Source organism: Streptomyces lydicus (assembly GCF_000717345.1).
In the GTDB taxonomy this organism is placed as follows: domain Bacteria; phylum Actinomycetota; class Actinomycetes; order Streptomycetales; family Streptomycetaceae; genus Streptomyces; species Streptomyces lydicus.
The window spans coordinates 1-385 of sequence record NZ_JNZA01000108.1 but is presented as its reverse complement, the minus strand read 5'-3'; the positions used below and the strand labels follow the sequence as shown (position 1 = coordinate 385).

Sequence of the window (385 nt, the reverse complement as noted above, 5' to 3'; positions counted from 1 at the left end):
GACCGTGCCGGTGGGCGTCCCCGCCCCCGGCGCTACGGGCGCGACGGTCGCCGTGAAGGTCACCGGCTGCCCAAAGACGGACGGGTCGGGCGAGGAGGTCACCGTGGTCGTCGTCGACGCCGAGGTGACCGTCTGGGTGTCGGTCCCGACGGAACCCGTGAAGTTGGCGTCACCGCTGTACGTCGCCGTCACGGTGTGCGTACCGGGGGTCAGGGCACTGGTCGTCACGCTCGCTGTGCCACCGGAGAGGGTCCCGGTCAGGGTCGGGCCGCCGGAGATGACAAAGGTGACCGTGCCGGTGGGCGTCCCCGCCCCCGGCGCTACGGGCGCGACGGTCGCCGTGAAGGTCACCGGCTGCCCAAAGACGGACGGGTCGGGCGAGGAG

At 73.0% G+C, this 385-nt stretch carries 1 protein-coding gene; it reads right to left on the bottom strand.

What is annotated here, in order from left to right; translation table 11 throughout:
- On the bottom strand, positions 1 to 385 hold a 385-nt coding region (locus OO62_RS38750; protein ID WP_169748621.1), incomplete at both ends, for an Ig-like domain-containing protein.